This is a genomic window from Nostoc sp. CHAB 5715, assembly GCF_020829685.1.
In the GTDB taxonomy this organism is placed as follows: Bacteria; Cyanobacteriota; Cyanobacteriia; order Cyanobacteriales; family Nostocaceae; genus Nostoc.
In genome coordinates this window covers 1-2,457 of the sequence record NZ_JAIVFR010001047.1, presented here as the reverse complement: position 1 = coordinate 2,457, position 2,457 = coordinate 1, and the positions used below count along the sequence as shown (strand labels likewise).

The 2,457-nt window shown below is 47.5% G+C and carries 1 protein-coding gene; it reads right to left on the bottom strand.

All coding sequences use genetic code 11. The features are described from left to right. Positions 1–193: 193 nt before the first annotated feature. A complete protein-coding gene (locus LC574_RS35650; RefSeq protein WP_229458341.1) occupies positions 194–2,437 on the bottom strand; it encodes a DUF1796 family putative cysteine peptidase in 2,244 nt (747 codons plus the stop codon). Positions 2,438–2,457: the final 20 nt, after the last annotated feature.

The following is a 2,457-nucleotide window of genomic DNA, read 5'->3' as shown; positions in this document are numbered from 1 at the left end:
ACCAATTAAGCGCTGTGTTTGTTTAGGATTATCTTCAATGTGGTTCAGTATATCGCTCATATTTCTGTGTCAAAAAAGCTCTCTGCTGTTCTTTTACCACAGAATGTTACTATTTTGGAGATGTCTAATGAGTTCGCCGAAATAACAAATGAGTTCGCCGAAATAACAATTGCGTTCGCCTCTACCCAGTTTCTCACCCCTTCGGTGTTTTGGGTGGACACCAAAAGAGGTTTTTGCTGGACACACCAAGGGATTGCAGAATTCCTCGCATTACCTCTGTGCAGTACATCCAGTGTCCCAAATCGTCATACATGCGATCGGGATTAAACTCGACATTGTAGTGCAGCACATTGGGAAGGTCTAAAAACTCATCACCGCTTTGGGGAGAAAGAAGCAAGAGATGAAATGGTTTCCCCTGGCATTGTTTTTGCAGCTTGTTAACTAAATCTATCACACCACCGCGATCGCTAATTCCTGTGCGAACAAAAAGCACTTTGTCGCAGTGCCGCAATGCATACCAAAACCTTTGAGACCGTGCCGTGTACCGAACGCGCATCCGTTCATGGACGGGAGACATATCGCTCGTTGGGTCGTCTGTCTCCTCGACTTCATGGGCAAAGGATAAACCTGACCACTTACTGTGGTAAATTCTGCCTGCATCGGGACTGTAGTGCAGAAAAGCAGGGTTCCACATATCATCAAAACCGTTTTCGATCGCATCCGCGACATCTCCAATATTGGTGGTGCGCGTTAGATCAAAGGGAAAGGCGGGGCCATCGTACTCCATCTTATATAGCATCATGCGGACGGCACAGCGATCGCCAAGGGGAAGAATGGCGACACGGCTGATATCCGATAATTTACATTTATATTGGAACAGCACCGCAGACTTAGGTGGTGCTTTCACCCGGCTTTCTAGCCCATCCTTGCCAATCATCATGGTGCGAAAGGGAGCGTCGGGATAAAGCGGATCTTCATAGACACCCGATGGCATGGCTTTAAGTGCGTTACAAACCTCCGTCCACATCGGCTGGATATTGTACTCGTTGTCTGATTCGTTGATTACCCAGAGGTGGCGTTCGTCCGCTTGCAAAATTCCCAGATGCCCGTCATAGAATAAAACGTTGTTCGGCGAAAAGAGATTGAAGGCGGTGGTATATTCTAGGTCGGCACTAGGGGGAATGTTTATTGTAGTTGCGATCGCGCCATTATCTACAGCAAAGAAGGGGAGCGTCCCTGGTTGGGTATCTTTGGCAATGTAGATACCCGGTATCAATCCAGCCTTATTTTGCAGTGCAGTTTGTAGTTCCTGCCAATAGGGAGCGATGGTATAGCTGTATTGTGATGTATTAACAATCCGTAAACGCTTCTCTTCCATACAGACAGAGACATGAAAGCCCGCATTGTCAAAGTAGATGGGAAATTCATTCGGTTGCTGGAAGCGTTGTTTTTCTTTTGCTAATTCGTCTTTGTCGATATCGAATAGTTGCTGGTCGATCTGCTGATACATGAGCCTATGACCAACCGTGTTCGGGTGAGCCGGGTCGAAGGATATCCCCGCTTTCCATCGTCCTTGCCCATCATCCACAGCTGCCAACCAATCCAGTACAGGTACGCCCCAACTTAGCATTCGGTTGCGTGTGTCTCGGATCAGCCAGTAATGTTCCTGGGAATAATCGCCATTGGGATAGACACCGCCCAGAATTGGAATTGCCCCGATGTCCCGCGTCATTTTTACAAGCTGCTGCAAGCCACTTTCAAACCGTCGCTGTACTGCTCGTCGTTCGTGAGGGGGACAGTAAGCTAACCCTTCGTTGCCCAGAGACAGGGCAATGATTACGATATCCGGTTGTTCTGGGGTGACAACTGAGCCAAATCGAGCGATCGTTTTGCTGACATTCGCCCCCACTTCCGACACATTCACGAGTTTATGCCCATATTTTTGCTGTAAAGCCTCTGCCAACAGCCAGACCCAACCTTTCAAAAACCAGGCTTTATGACCTAGTGCGACGGAACTGCCAATTACTACAATTTTGAGTCTTTCAGCCCCTTCTTCTCCGGGCATTCTGACAGCAGGTTCCTCAAGGTATCCAAAGGGGTAAGGTTGTAAATAACCGAATGCGCCGTCATCCACTATAATTGTGCTGGAATGATTGTTAGGATCAATAGGAATCCAGCGATTTGTATCTAGTAAGCTCTCCCATTGGGCATTACCCTTTGCATCGAGACGTATATACTTGTATTCAACTCTTTGTCCATCGCCCGATAAAGGCTGCTGAATGTCAATTTCATCTGTCCACCATAAAGGATAGCGATCGCCACTTGTACGCAGCTGGACACATTTCATAATGTCCCACTGTCCCAACTCTGGAGTCGAACCGACAAGACCGATGGATTCACCCGTTTGTGTGTATGCACTGATCTGGAATCGATACATAGAGTTTATCCTGATTTAGG

Excerpts from the sequence above, each read along its gene's own strand:
- LC574_RS35650 (WP_229458341.1), bottom strand. The coding sequence starts at position 2,437 with ATGTATCGATTCCAGATCAGTGCATACACACAAACGGGTGAATCCATC.